The organism is Janthinobacterium sp. GW822-FHT07H10, from assembly GCF_058798675.1.
This window is the reverse complement of record NZ_JBXAKS010000002.1, coordinates 473481-491687: the sequence shown is the minus strand read 5'-3', so window position 1 is coordinate 491687 and position 18207 is coordinate 473481. Positions and strand designations below refer to the sequence as shown.

At 66.5% G+C, this 18207-nt stretch carries 15 protein-coding genes and 1 riboswitch; of the genes, 2 read left to right on the top strand and 13 right to left on the bottom strand.

Translation table 11 applies throughout. The annotated features are described in order from the left end of the window. Position 1: 1 nt before the first annotated feature. Positions 2-2701 (bottom strand): polysaccharide deacetylase family protein, encoded by a 2700-nt coding sequence (locus tag AC1RDJ_RS06330; RefSeq protein ID WP_493026963.1) that lies wholly within the window; start codon positions 2699-2701, stop codon positions 2-4. Between the two features lie 164 nt (positions 2702-2865). On the opposite strand from AC1RDJ_RS06330, the gene AC1RDJ_RS06325 reads away from it, so the two are divergent. Continuing rightward, the gene (locus tag AC1RDJ_RS06325; protein ID WP_257786883.1) at positions 2866-2988 is read left to right on the top strand and encodes a hypothetical protein; all 123 of its coding nucleotides are present in this window, start codon (positions 2866-2868) and stop codon (positions 2986-2988) included. Positions 2989-3010: 22 nt separating this feature from the next. On the opposite strand, the gene AC1RDJ_RS06320 is transcribed toward AC1RDJ_RS06325, so the two are convergent. The 8 genes from AC1RDJ_RS06320 to AC1RDJ_RS06285 are packed head-to-tail and all read right to left on the bottom strand — an operon-like array spanning position 3011 to position 10820. Next, positions 3011-4066 carry an ABC transporter substrate-binding protein gene (locus AC1RDJ_RS06320; protein WP_156894785.1) on the bottom strand — a complete coding sequence of 352 codons (1056 nt, stop codon included), beginning with the start codon at positions 4064-4066 and terminating at the stop codon, positions 3011-3013. 48 nt (positions 4067-4114) lie between these two features. Beyond that, entirely contained in the window at positions 4115-5170 is a 1056-nt protein-coding gene (locus AC1RDJ_RS06315; RefSeq protein ID WP_493026961.1) for an ABC transporter substrate-binding protein, read from the bottom strand. A 37-nt stretch (positions 5171-5207) separates the two neighbouring features. Further along, complete coding sequence (locus AC1RDJ_RS06310) at positions 5208-6092, bottom strand: ABC transporter ATP-binding protein (RefSeq protein WP_493026960.1); 885 nt, start codon at positions 6090-6092, stop codon at positions 5208-5210. Then, on the bottom strand, positions 6089-7369 hold the full coding sequence (locus AC1RDJ_RS06305; protein WP_071323434.1) for an MFS transporter: 1281 nt from the start codon (positions 7367-7369) through the stop codon (positions 6089-6091). Before AC1RDJ_RS06305 ends, AC1RDJ_RS06310 begins: the two co-directional genes overlap by 4 nt. Next, complete coding sequence (locus tag AC1RDJ_RS06300) at positions 7362-8126, bottom strand: ABC transporter permease (RefSeq protein ID WP_493026958.1); 765 nt, start codon at positions 8124-8126, stop codon at positions 7362-7364. Before AC1RDJ_RS06300 ends, AC1RDJ_RS06305 begins: the two co-directional genes overlap by 8 nt. Further along, the gene (locus AC1RDJ_RS06295; RefSeq protein WP_083411767.1) at positions 8123-8983 is read right to left on the bottom strand and encodes an ABC transporter permease; all 861 of its coding nucleotides are present in this window, start codon (positions 8981-8983) and stop codon (positions 8123-8125) included. Before AC1RDJ_RS06295 ends, AC1RDJ_RS06300 begins: the two co-directional genes overlap by 4 nt. Further along, positions 8980-10053 (bottom strand): PhnD/SsuA/transferrin family substrate-binding protein, encoded by a 1074-nt coding sequence (locus AC1RDJ_RS06290; RefSeq protein WP_493026957.1) that lies wholly within the window; start codon positions 10051-10053, stop codon positions 8980-8982. The genes AC1RDJ_RS06295 and AC1RDJ_RS06290 overlap by 4 nt, the downstream gene beginning before the upstream one ends. Positions 10054-10073: 20 nt before the next feature. After that, the gene (locus tag AC1RDJ_RS06285) at positions 10074-10820 is read right to left on the bottom strand and encodes a class II aldolase/adducin family protein (RefSeq protein WP_289886510.1); all 747 of its coding nucleotides are present in this window, start codon (positions 10818-10820) and stop codon (positions 10074-10076) included. A gap of 264 nt (positions 10821-11084) precedes the next feature. Here AC1RDJ_RS06285 and AC1RDJ_RS06280 point away from each other — a divergent pair, with 264 nt between their 5' ends. Next, positions 11085-12146 (top strand): ABC transporter substrate-binding protein, encoded by a 1062-nt coding sequence (locus AC1RDJ_RS06280; protein ID WP_493026956.1) that lies wholly within the window; start codon positions 11085-11087, stop codon positions 12144-12146. A gap of 61 nt (positions 12147-12207) precedes the next feature. Here the strand turns inward: AC1RDJ_RS06280 and AC1RDJ_RS06275 are convergent, their stop codons facing one another. From AC1RDJ_RS06275 to AC1RDJ_RS06260, 4 genes are all read right to left on the bottom strand, one after another. After that, on the bottom strand, positions 12208-12711 hold the full coding sequence (locus AC1RDJ_RS06275) for a 6,7-dimethyl-8-ribityllumazine synthase (RefSeq protein WP_493026955.1): 504 nt from the start codon (positions 12709-12711) through the stop codon (positions 12208-12210). A 172-nt stretch (positions 12712-12883) separates the two neighbouring features. Then, positions 12884-13045: riboswitch (FMN riboswitch) on the bottom strand. Positions 13046-13119: 74 nt separating this feature from the next. Continuing rightward, positions 13120-15492 carry a TonB-dependent receptor gene (locus tag AC1RDJ_RS06270; RefSeq protein ID WP_493026954.1) on the bottom strand — a complete coding sequence of 791 codons (2373 nt, stop codon included), beginning with the start codon at positions 15490-15492 and terminating at the stop codon, positions 13120-13122. A 220-nt stretch (positions 15493-15712) separates the two neighbouring features. Then, a complete protein-coding gene (locus tag AC1RDJ_RS06265; protein WP_071323428.1) occupies positions 15713-16867 on the bottom strand; it encodes an LLM class flavin-dependent oxidoreductase in 1155 nt (384 codons plus the stop codon). Positions 16868-16902: 35 nt separating this feature from the next. Next, positions 16903-17982, bottom strand: a complete 1080-nt coding sequence (locus tag AC1RDJ_RS06260) for an LLM class flavin-dependent oxidoreductase (RefSeq protein WP_493026952.1) — start codon at positions 17980-17982, stop codon at positions 16903-16905. Positions 17983-18207: the final 225 nt, after the last annotated feature.

Genomic DNA, 18207 nt, shown 5'->3' with positions numbered 1-18207 from the left:
CTTACAGCTTCTCCATCTTTTGCCGCACGGCCGGGGCCGTGGCGGCCGTCGGCGCCAGTTCCAGATAAGTCTTGTACGCGGCTTTCGCCTTGGCGGCATCGCCGGCCTTGGCATAGGCGTCGCCCAGGTTCAGGTAGGCGATGGCGCGCGACGGGTCCATCCGCACCGTGTTTTCAAACCAGCGGGCCGCTTCGCGGTATTTTTCCTGCTTGTAGAAGACAAAGCCCAGGTTGTTGGCCGCCAGTGCGAAGTCGGGACGCAATTTCAGCGCTTCCGTAAATTGCGCTTCCGCCTGCGCATACTGCTTTTCCTTGTACAGCTGCAAGCCGCGGTCGTTGGCCCGCTGCGCCAGCTGGCGCGTGGAGGTCGGCACGGCGCCCGGCGTGACGATCTTCTGTTCGCCGCCCTGCAAGTCCTTCACCGTCACGCTGGCCGCCTGCGGCTTGGCGTCGAGCTTGCTATTCAGGGCGATGGCTTCCGTCGACAGCTGCGCCGTGTTCGGGCTGAGGAATTCCGTCTCGCCCGGCAATTCGAAGACGAAATCGCCCCCTTCCGAGCCGGGCAGGCTGCCAAACGCGGGCGTCTGGTTCGACACGCTGGAGACGGCCGGCGCCACGTAGGCCGCCAGTTCCGTCGCCGTGATCAGGCCGTCACCGTTGAGGTCACCCTTGCCCGCCAGGCCCTGCAGCAGGGTCCACGTAAACACGGAATGACCGTTCGGTCCGCCGTCGGCCACCAGCTGGTCGCCGCCGCCGGCCGTCAGCATTTGCCGGCCGATGCGCTTGGCGTTGTCGCGCAGGAAGGAACTGGACCCGGCGCCGCGGGTCAGGCCCAGGCCGCTGTAACAGGCGTCCATGACGAAGAAAGCGTGCTTGGCCGTCAGGCTTTCCGCGATATTCTGGATTTCCGTCATCGGGATCGCATCCGTGGCGAACTGCGCCGGGTCGGAATCGACGGGCACGATGTAGCCGAGGTCGCGTCCCGAACTGAGCTTGCGCGTGGCGCCGTGGCCGGCGAAGAAGACAAAGATGCGGTCGTTCTTTTGCACGCCGCCATGAGCCAGCTTGTCGTGAAAGGCGGCCAGGATGTTGTTGCGCGTCGCTTCGCCGTTTTTCAGGGTCACGACGCGCTCGGGCGCAAACGCGAATTTCTCGATCAGGGTTTCGCGTATGCCTTGCGCATCGCGCACCGCATACTGCAATTTCGGCCATTTCGCGTAATCGTCGATGCCGATCACCACGGCCCAGGAATTGGCATAGCCCGTGGTCACGGGCACTTTTTCCGGCGCCGGCGCCGTGCTTTTGGCCACCTGGAAGCTGGTGCCATCCCAGCCCGCGAATTGATAGCCTTCGGCGATCAGCTTGTCGAGCACGGCCGGCAAGGCTTTCACCGTGCGTTCGTGGATGTCGTGGAACAGGACGATGCCGCGCCCCGCCTTGTCGACGGACGCCAGCACGCGGTTGGTGATCGAACTGGGCACGGGGTCGGCCCAGTCCAGCGAATCGATATTCCACATCACGGATTTCAGGTGGGCGTCGGCCAGCGCAGCCATGCCTTCGCTGTTGCGCGCGCCGTAAGGAAAGCGGAACAGCGCGGCCCGCTCGGGGCTGATGGCCTTCAACAGGGTGTCGGTGCCGAGGATTTCGCCTTTCAGCTTCTCGCCCGTCTGTTTCGACAGCTGGGCGTGGCTGAAACTGTGGTTGCCCACGGCATAGCCCTCTTTCATCAGCTTGCGGCTCACTTCCGCGCCCGCGTTCAGCTTGGCATGACCTTCCGCGTCGAGCGAGCCCAGGTTGCGCCCCACGTTGAAGAACACGGCCGGCACGCCATACTGCTTCAGGATGGCGCTGATTTCTTCCGTGTAGCGGCGGTGCGGGCCATCGTCGAAGGTCAGCACGATGGTCTTCTTCGGCAAGCCCAGGCCGAAAATTTCCGCCTCGTCCTTCTTCGGCGCCGGCTTGGCTTCGGGCACGGAGCCAGCCGGCGGTGCTGCATACGGCACGACGATGCCGTTCTCCTTGAGGATCTGTTCGCGGCTGTAGAGCTTTTTCAGCTGCGCCACGTAGTCGTCCCACCGCTCGCGCTTGAGTTCGATGGCGCGCTGGCCCAGGTTGCCGAAGATTTGCCGGATTTCCTTCTCGTAATTGCGCTCGATCTCGCCCAGCGCGTCGAGGTCTTCGGAAATGCGCTTGTGTAGCTTGATGGCCGGCAAGGAGGAATCCTTGGCGACGTCGGCCAGCATGCTTTGCAGCAGCTCGCGGAAAGCCAGGCGGTCCGCATCGTACAGGCCGGGATCGGATTCGATATACGTCAATAAACTGTCGAGCGCCTCGAAGCGGCCCGGATTGGTGGGTGCCGTCAATTGATCCAGCGCAAGATCGAGCTTGGCGATGCGTTCCTGGTTTTCATGGAACAGCGCCTGTCCCACTTTTCTCGCCTCGTCGCGCGCGCCTTCCGGCAAGCTTTGCTCGTCGGCCAGCAGCACGATAATCTTGCGGAAATTGGCCAGCAAGTCGCGGAACTGGGCCGCCATGGCGGCCGTATCGGCGGCCGATTGCGGCGCGGCGGCCGAGTTGCCGGGCGCGCCGGCGGGAGCGTCTGGCGTGGCGGTGGCGGCCGGACGGGTCAACGTGTAGATGCCGGCACCAGCGGCGAGGGCCACGACGACGGTGGCGGCGATCTTGATCGGCTTGGAAGTCACAGGCTTGTCATTCCCTTCACATACTATGCATAGAATTCAGATGGCGCGGATGCGCAAGATGCATAATTGTAGAGCACGCTTAGCAACTACTCGGTTCGCACGCTGAATTTCGGCAATAATATTGTTGCCAACCTCCATAAAAGATAGTGAAAACGGGAAAGACAATGCACAAGAAACTCTGCGCGGCCGCGCTGATGCTGGGCGTGGCCCTGATGCTGCTGCAACTGCGCGCGCATGCGGGCGATACGGAGGTTAAACCGGCAGGACGCGTGTGCCTGCCCCATTGATCCACGCGTCCCTCTAGCCAGACTACACCTTGGCCGGCTCCCAGTAATGGGCCAGGCCCAGTTTTTTCAGGCCGGCCGCGACGAAGCGCGGCTCCAGCAATTCTTCCGCCGTCAATGGCTGGCGGATCAGCTTTTGTTCCTGCGCAAACGCCAGTACCCTGCGGTAATGGCGGTACACGGCATCGTCGTACAGCGGCGACCAGCGCTCCTTCCACTGCAAGCCAGGATCGTCGTAGCTGCGCCGCACCACGCTGTCGGGCGTGCCGTTGCGCGTGCCATCCTTGATGACCGCTTCGCGGTTGCCGTCGAGCGCCGCCCAGTGTTGGGCCCGCAGCCAGGCCGTGGCCACCAGTTCGGCGATGTCGGGGTGGGCTTGCGTAAAGTCGCGCCGCGCCCACAGTTCCGCGCGCATTTTTCTCTCTGGCAAACCCTTGCTGGACCAGATGATGCGGCCGATGCCCTTGTCTTCCAGCGGGTAGCCATTGATCATGAACAAGGCATCGACGGCGCCCGTGGCCAGGGCGGCCGTGCCCGGCTTGAGGTCCATATTAATCAGGCGGAAATCCGTGGGCGACATGCGCTGGTCGGCGATCAGCTGGCGCAGGCCCAGCTCCCACGGCCGGCCCCGGTGCACGCTGATGCGCTTGCCTTTCAGCTCGGCCAGCGACGTGGCGCGTGAGCTCGTGGGCACCAGCAGGAACTGGTCCGTGCCCCGCCCTGCCGGCACGATCACCTGCGTGCGCACGCCGCCCGCGTTGAGTATGACGGAGGGCAAGTCGCCATACGCGGCCATGTCGATGCGCCCGCTGGCGAACGCTTCGTTCATGGTGGCGCCCGTATCGCCGGTGACGGGCAGCCATTCCAGCCGCACGCCCCGCAGCTTGAGTTCGCGCGCCAGCCAGCCTTCCTGCTGTACCCGGTAAGCGATGCCGCCCAGCTCCGCCCTGCCGTTTTCCGCAAAGCCCGTCGAGGCGATGCGCAGGGCCGCCGGCGGCGCCCCCGCCGCTTTCGCCGCCGACACTGCCTGTCCCGCCAGGGGCAGCAGCGCCAGCCCGCCCATCACCGTACGTCGCCGCATCGCATTCTCCTCTTCATCGAACATGGCCACCGTTGACGTTCGTCCCGCTCAGGCAGCCCGGCGCGTCTGCGCCAGCGCCGCTTCGAAAGGACGGGGGTCGATCCACGCGCGCACATCGACTTTGCTGGGCAGGAAATTCCAGCGGAACAGGAAATCGCTGAAATCCTGCAAGCCGGCGATCGACGTTTCCGCCAGATCCGTATCCAGGCGCAGATGCGCATCCTTGCCATAAGCCACTTGCACCCAATGCTCGCTGGCATTCGATTCGCGCGCGAGGAAACGCCGCGTCTCGTCCGCATGGCCGCGCGCCCACGCTTCGGCCCGCAGCACCTGGTCGACCAGGGTCACGGCGGAAGGAAAATGGTTGTCGAGCAGGTGCGCATCGACGCTCAGGGTGCGCGGCGTGCCGTTGTTGGCGCGGATCAAGGGTTCCGGATGGCTGCCCGTATCGATCACCGTGTGCAAGCCGAACTGCTGCGCCAGCTGCGCGGCCGAGGCGCCTTTCAGGAAGATGGCGTCCACCTCGCCCCGCAGCAGCCCCAGCAGTTCCGGGCTTTGCCCGCCGCGCCGCGCGCCGCTGAACAGATTCGTTGCCGCGCCCCGCTCGGGCGGCGCTTCGCTCTGGCCCGTGTTGACCACATAGTCGACCAGCTCCACGTCGGCAACAGCCAGCCCTTCGAGGCTCAGCGCGTTTTCCAGCCCGCGCAAGGCTTGCGCGCGCGCAAAGTCGATCTGCGCTTTCGCCCACAGGGGCAGGCCGAAACGCCGCCCCTTCAAGTCGCGCACGGTTTTGATGCCGCTGTCGGGCAAGGCCAGGATCAGCTGCGTCTCGTCCGACCACGACAGGCCGATGACGCGCGTCGCGCGTCCCGCCGCCCTGGCCCACAGGGCCGGGATATTGCCGCCGTGGCGCACGGAATTTTGCAGGGTATGGTCGAAATGCGATTCGCGCACGGCTTCCTGCTCGGACTCGCGCAGCGAACGCAAGCTGGTGCCGTCGGCGCGCAGGGCTTCTTCCAGCCAGCCCTGCTGCAAGGCGATGCCCAGGCCCGTCGGGACGGGGCAGCGCGTGTACCACAGGGTGTCGAGTGTGTCATTGCTCATCGGGTATCTCCGGGTGGGTGTGTCGATCAAAGGGAAACTACAGCGCCATCCTGCGCGCCCATTCATTGCCGTCCCACAAGCTGCTGGGATGGACTTCCGCTGTCGCCAGCGGCACGTGGCTATCGTCGAGATCGCTGAAATCCGCATGCAAGCCATCGCGGATGGCGACAAAGCCCGGAGATCCCCGCTGGCGCGGGTGGGCCAGCGGCACGTCCTGCACGCGGCGCACCTTGCCCGGGCGCGCATCGAGCACGACGATGCGGTCGGCCAGGTACACGGCTTCGTCGATGTCATGCGTGACCATCACCATGGTGATGCCTTCGTCCTGCCACAGGCGGCGCAGCTCCTGCTGCAGGCGCAAGCGGGTCAGCGCATCGAGCGCACCGAGCGGCTCGTCGAGCAGCAGCACGTCGGGCCGGCCGACGAGGGCGCGGGCGATGGCGGCCCGCTGCGACATGCCGCCCGACAATTGATGCGGATACGCATCCGCATAGCCGTCGAGGCCCACGCGCGTGATTTCCGCCGCCACGCGCGCGTCGCGCTCGGCCAGCGGCACCTTGGTATTGCTGAAAGCCACGGCCACGTTCTGCTGCACCGTCAGCCAGGGAAACAGGCGGTGGTCCTGGAACACGAGGCCCCGGTGCAGATCCGTGCCACGGATCGGCACGCCATCGTGCAGCAGCAAGCCCGTGTAGTCCGTGTCGAGGCCCGCCAGCAGCCGCAGCAGGGTTGATTTTCCGCAACCGGACGCCCCCACGATGGCGACGAATTCACCGGGTGCAATCGTCAGGGAAATATCGTCGAGCACCAGCAGCGGCGCGCCTTTCAGCGAAAACGACTTGCTCACGTGCTGCACCTGCAAGCCGCCGCTCAGGTGTGACCGCCGCGGCAGCAGGGTCGATGGGGAAACGAGATCATTCATGGCGCACTCTCTGCAGTAGGGGCTAGGGAAGAAACAGCGGCGGGCGACGCGCGGCGCAGCCAGCGGCTGCCGTGGAACACGAGCCAGGCGGCCAGCCAGGGCGCCAGCCAGATCAGGAACACATTGCGCAGCCCCGCCAGGTCGGCCAGGCGGCCTGCCGCCAGCGCGCCGGCCGTGCCGCCCACCATGCCGAACAGGGTCAAATGCGCCGAGACGCGGGCCTTGTCGACGGGCGCGCGCGCGATATTGTCCGTGTTGACGAGGTTATTCACGCCCAGCCCCAGTCCCAGCAGCACGGAAGCGCCCAGGTAGGCGATGCTGCCGGGCCACAGGCCGAGGATCAGCAAGGCGGCCATGATGGCCAGGTGCGCGCCGCCGTACAATTGCTCGCGGTGGCGGCTGGCCAGCACGAAGCGTCCCAGGAACAGCAGCACGAGCACGCAGCTGAGTCCCTGCACGGCCATCAGCCAGACGGAGTGGTGCGCGGGCCAGTGCAGCACGCGGATGGCCAGCAGGATGGAAAACACGCCCACGCTGGACGCCGTGAAGCTGGCGAGGATTTCAAACAGATACGTGCTGCGCACGATGGGCAGGCGCAACAGCTGGCGCAGGCTGGCCGCGCCCGGCAACGGCGCCTGGCCGGCCTGCCTGCGGGGTGCCGTGTTGCCTGGCAACGTATTGTTGGGCAATACGTGCCAGCCCAGCACGGCCAGGATGGCGAACATCAGGGCCGAGATCAAGAATCCCGCCTTCAGGCCCAGCTGCGCGATCAGGTAATTGCCGCACAGGGGCCCGAGGAATTGCATGCCGAGGATCAAGGTCCCCTTGTACCAGCCCGCCTTGCCCTGCCCCAGTTCCGGCAGGCGCACGAGAAACACGGTGCTCATGGCCACGATGCGCAGCGAGATGCACAGGCCGACGAGGAACATCAGCAAGGCCACCCATTGCCAGCCCGGCAACCACGGCAGCACGCAAAAGGCCAGCGCCAGGCTCAGGCTGACGCCGGCGTACAGGTGCCTGGGGTTGCCGCGCGACAGGATGTAGCCGGCCGGTATCGTGCCCAGCGCCATGGCCAGGGTTTCCGCGCTGCTGATCATGGCCAGCTGGAAATTGCTCACGTGCAGATGCAGTCCCAGCAGGGTGGCCAGCACCTTGTTCATGCCGATGGTCACGCCGGACAGCAGGGTCAGGCCGATAAAACGCAGCAGGAAGGCGCGCAGCTCGCCGTCGCGGGCGATGATGGCCGCGTCCGGCTGGAATGGCAGGGATTCACTCACTGCTGCGCCCCTTCACCAGCAGGCGCGCCAGGCGCGCAAACGCCACGTTCATCGTTTGCGCCAGCAGCGCGATCACGAGCACGGCCAGCAGGACGACGTCCATGCGGCCCGACACTTCGCCGTTGAGCAGCAGCGAACCCATGCCGGGGCCGGCCGCAAACAGCAGTTCGCCGCCCAGGCAGGCCAGCCAGGCGAACGCCAGCGCATGCGTGACACCGGTGACGATGGCCGGCATGGCGCCCGGCAGCAAGATGCGGCGCAGGGTCTGCCAGCGCGTCAGGGTCAGCACCTGCCCCACTTCGCGCAAGCGTCCTTCCACCTGGCGCATGCCCGCATACGTGTTGAGCACGGTCGGATAGAAGGCGGCGATGACGATCACCAGCAGCTTGGCGCCGTCGCCATTGCCCACCCACAGGCCCAGCAAAGGGATCAGGCCCAGCAGAGGAACTTGCCGGATACTGTGGAACAGCGGGCCGATCAGCCGGTCCGCCAGCGGCGACTGCGCCATCAGCGCGCCCGTGGCGATGCCGGCGCTGCCGCCCAGCAGCAGGCCGGCCAGGGTGCGGCCCAGGCTGGCGCGCAAATGCACCCATAGCTCGCCCGTCACGAGCAGGTCGCGCAGGCTGTGCGCCAGGTCGCCCAGCGAGACGAAGATATAGGCGGCGGCCGCGCCCTGGCCGGATGCCCATTGCCAGGCGCCCAGCAAGAACAGCGGCAACAGCGCGCCCTTGATGATACGGATCAGGCGTTGTCTCATGCCGACTCTCCCTTGGCGCCGCGCTGCCAGCGCATCAGCCGTGCTTCCAGCGCATGGCAAGCACGATCCAGCCCGAAGCCGATCACGCCCGTCAGCACCACGCCCACCATCACCACGTCGAGGCGGAACATTTGCCGGCCCATTTCCATCATCTGGCCCAGGCCGCTGTCGGCGGCCAGCAATTCCGCCCCCACCAGCACCATCCACGAACGCGACAGCGCGATGCGCATGCCCGTCAGCGCGGCCGGCACGATGGCCGGCAAGACGATCAGGCGGATGCGCTGCCAGCGCGAAAAGCAATACACTTGCGCCACCTCGAAGTAGCGCAGCGATAGGTTGCGGATGGCGTCATGCACGGCCAGCGCCACGATGAAGAAGCTGGCCTTGGCCACGATAAACACCTTGAAGCTCTCGCCTATGCCGAACAGCAGGATAAACAGGGGAATCAGGGCCACCGTCGGCAGCTGGCGCAAGACATTGAAGGTGGGATCGACATAGCTGCGCAAGCCCGGCGACAGGCCCAGCACGACGCCGAAGGCCAGGCCGACGCTGGCGCCCAGGCCGAAGCCGGCCAGCAGGCGGAACAGGCTGATGCCCAGGTGCTGGCCCAGTTCGCCGCTCTCGGCCAGGTCGCGGGCCGTCAGCAGCACTTGCCAGGGCGACATCAAAATGTGCGCGGGCATCCATTCATAGCTGGTGGCTATGCTCCATAGCAAGAGCAAGGCCAGCGGCGAGGCCCACACGGACCAGCGCGAGCGCACGAAGCGCCGCAGCCACGGCGTGCGCGCCGCCGCGGCCTGCGCTGGCGGCGCCGGCCTGGCGCGTGGCAAGGGGATGGCGTTGACGATGGAAGTCATGGCGTCCAGTAAGTTTGCAATTTCAACTGCGCCAGCGCCTGGTTGACGAACTGCGGCGCGAACAGGCTATCGACTTGCAGCGGGCGCGCGATCAGCCCCGCGCTCTTCGCATACGCCGCCTCGCCCAGGTAATGCTGGCGCAGGCCGGCCGTAAACAAGGGCGACCAGCGCGCCTGCCACGGCGTGTGGTCGCCCGCCAGTTCGCGCCGCACCACGCTTTCCACCTGGCCGGACGCGGCCTCGATGCGCACGTATTCGTCTTCGCCGCCGGCGCCGGCGGCCCGGTGGTGCTCGCGCACATAGGCCGTCACCACCAGCTGGGCCAGCTGCGGATAGCTTTTCAGGAAGCCGCTGTCTGCCCACAGTTCGGCGCGCATCTTCCAGTCCTGCGGCGGCGCCTTGCTGGACCAGATGATCTTGCCGACCTTCTTATCTTCCAGCAGGAAGGCGTCGCTGAGGGTAAAGAAGGCATCGGCGCCGCCCGTCGCCACGGCCGCCGCGCCGGCCTGCGGATTGAGGTTGAGGATCTTGACGTCGCGCAAGGTCATGCCATTCGCTTCCAGCAGGCGCGCAAACGGGTATTCCCACGGCCGGCCACGGTGCAGGGCAATCCGCTTGCCCTTCAAGTCCTTGATCGAGCGGGCCGTGGCACCGTTCGGCACCACCAGATAGGTATTGCTGAAACTGCCGCCGGGCAGGATCAGGCGCGTCTGCAAGCCCGAGGCATTGGCGATAATCGACGGCAAGTCACCATACTGGGCCAGGTCGATCGAACGGTTGGCAAACGCTTCGTTGACTTGCGTCGCCACGGAATTGGTGGTGACGGGCACCCACTCCAGCTTCACCCCCAGCTTGCCCAGCTCGGCGGCCAGCCAGCCTTGCGCTGCCACCTGGGCGGCCGAACCGGCAAACACGGTCTTGCCGGATGGCGCCGTGCGCGCCACGACGGCGATGCGCACGGCGGCCGGCAGCGGCTCGGCGGCGGCCGCAATCGACGGCGCCAGCAGGCTGGCCGCCAAAGCGGCGGCGACTGCCTTGCGCCAGGTCAAACGTAAGAATTTCAATGACATTGCGGACCTGTTCTTGAAAGTTATACCAAGTCGGTGGCAGGAAGCAGGGAAAGAGCGCGCGCCGTGTCGATCAGCTTGCTCATCTTCCACTGCTGCAGCAGCACGCCGGGACCGAAGTCGCGCGAGCCGCCGATGGCTTCGGCCGCGATCTGGATCTGCGCGCCCTCTTCCAGCAGCAAAATGAATTCGGCCAGCTTCAGCAAGCCCTGCTTGCCCCACACGGTGGCGCCGCCATTCGCTTCCAGGATGGCCGTGGCGTGCGTGTTGCGCGCGATTTCGCCGAGGATGAAATCGACTTCGGGCTGGCGGCGGTCGATATAGATGGGAATTTCGCGTATCAGCTGGTAGCGCTGCACGGGCACGTAGCGGATCGGCAGGGTGCGGTGCGTCTGCGCCCACGCGCCGAGCGACGGCGAATGCACGTGCGAGATCGAGGTGACCTCGGGCCGCTCGCGGAACAGTTTTAAATAGCGCGCGCCGCCGTTGTTGGCGTCGCCCACGATCACCGTGCCGTCCAGCGCCAGCACGGCCGCCTTCAGGGGCTGGCCGCGGCGGAACGGACCCGGATCGTTGACCACCACCACCTTGTCGCCGCCCGGCGTGCGCTCGACGAAGCCCACCGTGCCGTTGGCCGTCAGGCTGCCCGTCTCGCGCAAGCCGTCGAAGGCCGTCTGCGCATCGCGCCGCACCTGCTCCACGAAGGCCAGTTCGGCCGCCGTCAGCTCCTGGGTTTCTGCTTGTGCTTCCGCTTGTGCCACGTCCGTCATGTCATGCTCCATTCAGTTTGGGTTAGGGATACGGGTCGCTCCTGTCCCTACTTTCGCAAGACGCGTGCCAGCACCGGGACCGGGGGCATTGGCGGATGGCTGCTGCTGGCGCAACAGCGGCTGCTGGCGCGGCAGCAGCGCCAGGCGCCGGCGCTGTCGGCCAGCCAGCAAGCACAGGGCCGGGCCCGATCCGGCGGACCAGGCCCCGGCAGCGGGCATGTTTCGTGCAGCGCCTGGTCTTCCCTCACCTCACCAAGGAATCCCATGACTACCGCAACCTCCGCTGGCGCCGATACCGTCGATACCGTCTGGTTCACGCGCTGCCCCGTGCCCACGGCCACGGGCCTGGCCTACAAGCTGGGCTGGCTGGACGAGGAATTCGCCCGCGACGGCATCGCCCTGAAAACCCTGCAGGAAGTGGGCGGCGAACTGGCGCGCCACCATTACGACCATGGCCTGTCCACGCTCGTGCGCGAAGGCGGCAACCTGCTGGCCCTGCCCGCGCGCGCGCAAGGGGCGCCCACGCGCCTGATCGGCCTCACATGGATAGACGAATGGCAAGCCATCCTCGTGCGCCCCGGCGCCGGCATCGCGACGCCGGCGCAGCTGCAGGGCAAGCGCCTGGCGCTGCCCGCCTTCCGCGCCGAGGATTTGCGCGAGAACCGGCGCGGCCGCAGCATCGCGCGCGGCATGAGCCTGGCCGGCTACAAGGGCGTGCTGGCGTCGGCCGGCTTGACGCTCGACGACGTGCGGCTGGTGGAAGTGGGAGGTGAGGCGCCAGCGGCGCAGAACCTGGGCGCGGGGCTATGGCAAGGCATAGGCCCGCTGCTGCGCGGCGAAGTCGACGCCGTCTACGTGAAAGGCGCGGCGGCGGCCGAGGCGGCACGCGCGGCGGGGCTGGAAGTGGGCATCGACATCGACGCCCTGCCCGACCGCCGCTTCCGCGTGAATAACGGCACGCCGCGCCCGATCACCGTGCATGAAACGATGCTGGAGCAGCACTTCGAGCTGGTCGTGCGCTTTCTGACGCAGACGCTGCGCGCCGCGCACTGGGCGCGCAACCACCAGGCCGACGTGCTGGCCATCCTGCAGGGCGAGACGCGGGCCGGCGCCGACGCCGTGGCCGAAGCCTACCGCGACGGTTTTCATTTGACGCTGGCGCCCGACCTGTCCGACGAGAAGGTGGCCCTGTTCCGCCAACAGAAGGATTTCCAGCTGCAGCACGGTTTCCTCGACCGCGACGTCGACATCGACGCCTGGATCGACCGCCGCCCCCTGGAGGAAGCGCAGCGGCGGCTGGCAGCGCTGCTGCAGCAGGCGGCGTAAAAAAGGCCAGCGCATCCAGATGCGCTGGCCCCGGCATTGCCGCTACGCGGCAAACGGCCGCTCAGGCGGCCAGCGCCGCATGCGGCGCACTGGCCGGTTGCGCCAGCCGCTGCAGCGAATGGATGGTGGCCGCGCAAGCCGTGGCCAGTTCCGCGCCCTTGACCTTGAAATGCTGGAAGTAGAACTCCTGGTGTTCGTGGCCCGCATGGAAGTGGTGCGGGGTCAGCACGGCCGACAGCACGGGCACGCCCGTTGCCAGCTGCACCTGCATCATGCCGGAAATGACGGCGTCGGCGACGAAGTCATGGCGGTAGATGCCGCCGTCGACCACCAGCGCGGAAGCGGCAATCGCCGCGTACCGGCAGCTCCTGGCCAGCGCTTGCGCATGCAGGGGGATTTCAAAGGCGCCGGCGACGTCGATGACATCGATCTCGTTTTCGGCAAAGCCGAGGACCGCCATGTCAGCGATGAAGGACAGGCGGCATTGGGCGACGATGTCGCGGTGCCAGCCCGCCTGGATGAAAGCGATGCGCTTGCCGGGTGCGGCGTGTGAAGGTTGTGACATATAAGAAACTCCTGTTTTCAAGAATGATAAAAACAGGGCATGGGATCGAAGGGGATATGACAGGCGCAGAACAGCCGCGCCCTACTGGGCATGCAGACATACGCACGCGCACCGACGGCAAACGCAGGCCGTCCATGCGCCGGGCGCAGGCCGGCAGCAACACAATGATACATCCCGCTCTCTCTTTATCCGGACTATACCGTCGGCCCCGGAATCGCACCGGGTCTGCTGACCTTGCCGTCCCGGTCCGAAGACCGTGCCGGCAAGCGCTCGCGGGCTAGGCACGCATGCCATTACCGCCGGTGGGGAATCGCACCCCGCCCTGAGAACGTCGCGTGGCCGCCGCACAGGGTGCGGCAGCCACGCCCGGCGACTATAGCATATCGCCCCTGTCCCTGCCCCGCGCGCCTAGAACTGCAGCGTGTACGACGCCCCCACCGTGCGGCCCTGGCCGATGATGACGGTGTCGCCATTCACCGCGCCCGGCACGAAGCTGGTGAGCGTATGGTTGCGGTAGACCTTGTCGGCCAGGTTGTTCGCATACGCCGTGATCCGCTGCTTGCCGCCCGGCAGCACATACGACAGGCGCGCATTGGCCAGCGCGAAGCCGCCCTGGTTCAGCAAGCCACGCGCGTCGCTTTGCGGGTCGACATAGTAGTACTGCTTGGACGTGTAGCGCACGTCGCCGCTGAAGACCAGCTGCGCGCCATTGCCCAGCGGGTAGCGGTAGTCGGCTGCCAGCAGGGCCGTCACGTGGGGCGAGCGCACGAATTCATTGCCGGAACGGTCGCCGCCATTGTTCTGGATGGCGAAATCGTCGAATTCTGTGCGCAGCAGGCCCGCGTTGGCGTTGATGTGCAGATTGTCCGTCGGCTGCGCCTCGACCTCGAATTCTGCGCCGTTCACGTGGGCCTTGCGCACGTTCTGCAGATAATTCACGCTTTGCGTGGGGTCGCCGTTGTACACGCCCGTGATATTCACCTGCACGTTCTTGTAGTCATAGTGGAAGACGTTGGCGTTGAAATTCAGGCGGCCATCCAGCCATTCGGACTTGATGCCCGCCTCGAACGAGTTCAGGGTCTCCGGCTTCACCGTGTTCAGGGCGCGCACGTCCGTGGCGCTCGTGTTGTAGCCGCCCGACTTGATGCCGTGCGCGTATTTCAGGTAGCCGCGCAGGGTGCGGCTGAAGCGGTACTCGGGCGTCACGTCGTAGGTCAGCGCATTCCACGTGGTCGAGGGATTCGACGTGAAGTTGTTGTTGGCCACGGAGGCGGCCGCGTAATTGCCGCCCCGGACCGTGTTCCACCAGTTGGAAGGATCGCCGAACGTCACCGTGTTCGATGCGGCCTGCACGCGGCGCAGGTCCAGGTCCTTGGTTTCCGTGGTCCAGCGCAGGCCGAACGTGGACAGCAGCTGCTCGCTGAAGTTGACGGTCGTGCTGCCGAAGATGGCCGCGCTGCGCGCCTTGTGCTGGTAGATGGTGCGGTTGTAGCCGACGGGCTGCGTGCTGCCCGCCAGCGCCGGCACCGTGCCGTTGGGCAGGCGCGCGCCGGCCGCATCGGAATCGATCTTTTCATTGAAGTAGAACAGGCCCGCCACCCAGCTCACGGCGCCGTTCTGCGGCGACGTCAATCGCAGTTCCTGCGACACCTGGCGGCTGCTCGCCTTCGAGCGGCTGCGCCCCACTTCCAGCGGCGTGTTGTCGCTGTCGCCCGTCGCCTCGTTGCGGAAGTTTTCATAGCCGGTGATCGAGGTCAGGGTCAGCTCGCCCAGCGCGTATTCCAGGTTCAGCTGGGCGCCGCCCTGTTTCACGTCGCTGTCGGCCGGCGCGTTCGTGCTCACGTCGTCCGGATTCGTGCTGGGGACGTAGCCATTGCGGTAGACGCCATTGGCGCCATAGCTGGCCACCGTGGTGGTGGCGCCCTTGGTCGTGTAGTCGCGGTAATGCAGGTTCAGATTGGCCGTCAGGTCGCGCCCGATCAGGGCCTTGAGCTGGCCGCGGATGGCGCTGTCCTTGAGTTTTCCGTCGCGCTCGCCCGTAAACAGGTTGCGGAAGCGGCCCCGGTCCTGCTGCTCCGTGTGGAAGGACAGCCGCCCCGCCAGCACTTCGTCGACCAGCGCGCCGCCGATGGCCCCTTCGGCCAGCTTGGTGTCGTAGCTGCCGTAGTCCAGCTTGGCGTAGCCGCTGGACTTGAACGAGGGCTTGCGCGAAATGACGTTGATGGCGCCGCCCGTCGTATTCTTGCCCCACAAGGTGCCTTGCGGGCCGCGCAGCACTTCCACCCGGTCCAGGTCGAACAGGGGAAAGCCCGTGGCGCTGGAGTTGCTGATGTAGACGTCGTCGAGATAGAAGCCGACGGGATTGGGGAAATCGATCTGCTGCTGGCCCGCGCCGACGCCGCGTATCCACCAGCGCGGGCGGCCATGCTGCTGCGTGCCGGCCGAGGCGTTCGGCACGTAATTGAGGATTTCGCTGGCCGAGCGGCCGATGCCCGTGTCGAGCAGCTCCTTGCCGCCCAGGACCGTGATCGCGCTCGGCACCTTCTGCGCGGATTCCTCGCGCTTTTGCGCCGTCACCGTCACCGATTGCAAGGAGGCGCCCTCGCCGGCGCCGTTCGCGTCGGCCGTGGCGATGACATCGGCGGCAGGCGTTTCCGCATGGGCCATGCCATGGACCAGCATCCAGCCGCCGATGGCGAAGGCCGAGCGCAGCGCGCGGCGCACTGGCGTCAGATGGAAGGGGGATGAAGAAATGGCGGCGGGGGCAGTCGAACGGCGCATGGGTAATTATCCTTGAGTAAAGTCAAAACGCGAGATGGTGATGACTGTCATTGCAAGGCGCATGCCCGCTGCCGCAGCGCAGCAAAATGGGAATCAAGTGCTTGATTTCAAAGGAAGACTAGCGTGATGATAGTGCTGTTGATTTAGCAGCAGCGGCGCTGCCGCGTGCTGCCTGCGCGACAGCAGGCCATGGCGCTGCTGTCGCGGCAACAGGGGATACTTAGGCGGCGCGCAGCAGGGCCGACGTATGTCCGCGCACCAGCGGCAGCACTTCCTCGCCCACGCGGTAGGCTTCCTCCAGGTGCGGCGTGCTGGCCAGGATGAAGGCATCGGCGCCCAGCTGCACCAGCTCGTCGAGGCGCTCGGCCACCTGCTGGTAGCTGCCGACGATGCCCTGCGTCTGCCCGCCGCGCAGCAGGTTGAAGCCGGACCAGATGTTCGGCGCCGTGATCAAGTCCTTGTAGCTGTTCAGGGTGGTCGGGCGGTTGCCGCGCTGGCGCGCCGCGCCCACGGAATCGCCGCCATCGGCGCCGAGGAACTGGCGCAGGGTGGTGGCATCGACGGCGTCGAAGCCCTTGCGCACTTCGTCCCACGCCTCTTCTTCCGTGGCGCGGGCGACGATGTCGACGCGCACGGCGCACTTGATCTTGCGCCCCAGCAGCGCCGTCTTTTCATGCACGCGGGCGAATTTCTCGCGCAGCTGCTCGAACGGTTCAAGCCACGTCAGGTAGTAATCCGCATGCTTCGACGCGGAACCGAGGGCCGCGTCGGACGAGCCGGAAAAATAAATCTCGGGGAAGTCCTGCTCTGCCAGCGGCGTGGCCAGGCCCGCATCTTCCACCTGGTAGAACTTGCCCTGGTAGGAAAACGGCCCGCCGCGCCACACGCCGCGCACCACATCGAGGAATTCCGTCGTGCGCGTATAGCGGTCGTCGTGGCCGGCCGCATCGCCCCACCACAGTTGCGCCGGCCCGCCGCCGCCCGTGATGACGTTGTACAGGGCGCGCCCGCCCGTGGCCCGCTGCAGGCTGGCCGTCATGCGCGCGGCCACCACGGGGTTGAGGAAACCGGGCTGGAACGGGATCATGAAGCGGAAGGTGCGCGTCTCGCGCGCCAGCAGCGCGGAAATGGCCCACGGCTCGTCCGTCATGGGAAACGAGGGAATCAGGCCGCCCTGGAAGCCCGATATTTCGGCCGCGCGGGCGATTTCCGCCAGGTAGTCGATGTAGGTGAAACCGTCGGCGCCGCCGCCACCGAGGCCGGCCTGGCGCAGGTTGTCGTTGCCGGGAAACCAGTCGCCGCGAAACGGCGTGCGGGCGCGGTGCGAACTCGGTTCGCCATGCGTGGGAATGCGCCAGAAAAAATCGATTGCCATCAGGGATGCTCCTTCAGTAAGGTGGATACAGGAATTCAGGCCGCTTGCCGTTGCGCGCTCAAGGCTGCCCGCACGCGTGGCAGCACATGCTCGCCGATGCGATAGGCTTCCTCGAAATGCGGGATGGCCGCCAGCACGAAGCTGGACACGCCGGCCTGCGCATATGCCTCCAGCGCGGCGCCGACCTGTTCATAGCTACCGACCAGGGCGCCGTGGGCGCCCGTTTGCGCCTGCGCAAAACCGGGCCAGAAAGCGGCCGCGCTGCCGTCGAACGGGGCATCGTCGGCCAGCCCCGCCCCGCGGCGGTAGCGGCGCGCATCGCGCAAGGCTTCTTCAAGCGTTTCGCGGGCCAGCACGTCGATGCGCAAGCCCGCCGCCACCTTGCGGCCCAGCTGGCGCGCCTGCGTTTGCAGCCTGTCGATGGCCGGCTGCAGGGCCGCCACGGGCGCCGCGTCGAACACGTGCACGTCGGCCTGGCGCGCCGACAGGGCCAGCGCCTCGGGGCTATCGCCCGTCAGGTAGATGCCGTTGAGCGGGTGGTTCGCCAGCGGCCCCTTGAAGCCGCCATCCTGCACTTCGAAAAACCTGCCCTTGAAGCTGAAGGGAGAAGCATTCTGCACGCCGCGCGCCACCGTGATGAATTCATCGATGCGCGGCACGATATCAGCGTCCGGCGCCGCATCGCCCTGGCGCCGGCGCGCTGCCGCATCGCCGCCATGCGCGATCTGCCAGGCGAAGCGCCCGCCCGTGAAGCGCTGGAAGCTGACGGCGTTCTTTGCCGCGTACACGGCCGAACCCCAGGCCGCATCGAATTCGGCGATCAGTTTCAAATGGCGCGTGCTGCGCGCCAGGTAGCCGGCGACGATCCAGCTTTCATCGCCCTGCGTATCGTGGCGCACCTGGATGCCGTCGAAGCCGGACAGGTCCGCCGCGCGGGCGATCTGGTGCAGGTAGTCGTAGTAATTGAACGGCGGACGCGCGCCGCGCGGGTCGCTCACGCCCGCCTGCAGGGGGCTGGGCGCGCCAGCGGCCCGTTCGCCGCGGCGCGTGACGCCGGGCGCCGCATGGCGGCCGTCGCCGCTTGTGGGCAATTGCCAGATGAATTCAATGGTCATGCATGGACTCCTGTCGTGGATAGAAGAAAATACCGCCGCACATTGCGCGCCGCGGCCTGCCCCACCCTCCTCGCAGAAAACATGCCATGTGCTGGACACCCACCGGCGCCCGAAGCTGCTGCTTGTGCAGCAAGCGGCTGCACCCTGGCCAGCAGACTGCTGCATAGGCAGCAGCCATGAAAAAAGCCGGAGCCCGCATGGCTGCGGGTCCGGCTCCAGGGGAGA

Coding starts and splice junctions, on each gene's coding strand:
- AC1RDJ_RS06275 (WP_493026955.1), bottom strand. CDS start 12,711: ATGTCACAACCTTCACACGCCGCACCCGGCAAGCGCATCGCTTTCATC.
- AC1RDJ_RS06300 (WP_493026958.1), bottom strand. CDS start 8,126: ATGAGACAACGCCTGATCCGTATCATCAAGGGCGCGCTGTTGCCGCTG.
- AC1RDJ_RS06285 (WP_289886510.1), bottom strand. CDS start 10,820: ATGACGGACGTGGCACAAGCGGAAGCACAAGCAGAAACCCAGGAGCTG.
- AC1RDJ_RS06260 (WP_493026952.1), bottom strand. CDS start 17,982: ATGACCATTGAATTCATCTGGCAATTGCCCACAAGCGGCGACGGCCGC.
- AC1RDJ_RS06295 (WP_083411767.1), bottom strand. CDS start 8,983: ATGACTTCCATCGTCAACGCCATCCCCTTGCCACGCGCCAGGCCGGCG.
- AC1RDJ_RS06280 (WP_493026956.1), top strand. CDS start 11,085: ATGACTACCGCAACCTCCGCTGGCGCCGATACCGTCGATACCGTCTGG.
- AC1RDJ_RS06310 (WP_493026960.1), bottom strand. CDS start 6,092: ATGAATGATCTCGTTTCCCCATCGACCCTGCTGCCGCGGCGGTCACAC.
- AC1RDJ_RS06320 (WP_156894785.1), bottom strand. CDS start 4,066: ATGCGGCGACGTACGGTGATGGGCGGGCTGGCGCTGCTGCCCCTGGCG.
- AC1RDJ_RS06290 (WP_493026957.1), bottom strand. CDS start 10,053: ATGTCATTGAAATTCTTACGTTTGACCTGGCGCAAGGCAGTCGCCGCC.
- AC1RDJ_RS06270 (WP_493026954.1), bottom strand. CDS start 15,492: ATGCGCCGTTCGACTGCCCCCGCCGCCATTTCTTCATCCCCCTTCCAT.
- AC1RDJ_RS06325 (WP_257786883.1), top strand. CDS start 2,866: ATGCACAAGAAACTCTGCGCGGCCGCGCTGATGCTGGGCGTGGCCCTG.
- AC1RDJ_RS06315 (WP_493026961.1), bottom strand. CDS start 5,170: ATGAGCAATGACACACTCGACACCCTGTGGTACACGCGCTGCCCCGTC.
- AC1RDJ_RS06265 (WP_071323428.1), bottom strand. CDS start 16,867: ATGGCAATCGATTTTTTCTGGCGCATTCCCACGCATGGCGAACCGAGT.